The following is a 456-nucleotide window of genomic DNA, read 5'->3' as shown; positions in this document are numbered from 1 at the left end:
CCAGAAAGCTACCCCGAGCACTGACAGTGCAGCAAAGGTAAGAAACGCCAATGAACTCTATCAGCAAAACAGAAGCCGCCGCACGACAGCTAGATACGGCCATCGATCTGTATTTCGCGGATGCAGACAGCCTCTCGGTCTACACCCTCGCTTATGCTAGCTTCCGGGTTCTCTTTGATATCTATCCACACCGTCAGCAGGACGATTTTGCAACCAAAATCAACGAGCTTCTCGCCGCTGAAGGGTGGAAAGAAATGACGAAGCTGGCCAATTTCTTGAAACACGCTGATCGTGACCCTATGGCTGTATTCGAAGGGCATCACCCAGACGACGGAGCGTCAGTGATAGGGCTTGCCACGCTTCTCTACCGACGAATCGCGGGAGACTTCACGCTGAAGATGCGAGCATTCGATTATTGGACTGAGGAAATGGGATACGAGGCGTTGGGCATCGAAG

The 456-nt window shown here is 52.4% G+C and carries 1 protein-coding gene; it reads left to right on the top strand.

The genetic code is table 11. The annotated features are described in order from the left end of the window. Nucleotides 1–50: 50 nt before the first annotated feature. Nucleotides 51–456 (top strand): hypothetical protein (locus SB719_RS19045; protein WP_412159587.1); only part of this gene is annotated, 406 nt, incomplete at its 3' end.

It is taken from the genome of Pantoea sp. SIMBA_079 (assembly GCF_046940275.1).
In the GTDB taxonomy this organism is placed as follows: domain Bacteria; phylum Pseudomonadota; class Gammaproteobacteria; order Enterobacterales; family Enterobacteriaceae; genus Pantoea; species Pantoea borealis.
This window is presented reverse-complemented; position numbering and strand designations above follow the sequence as displayed.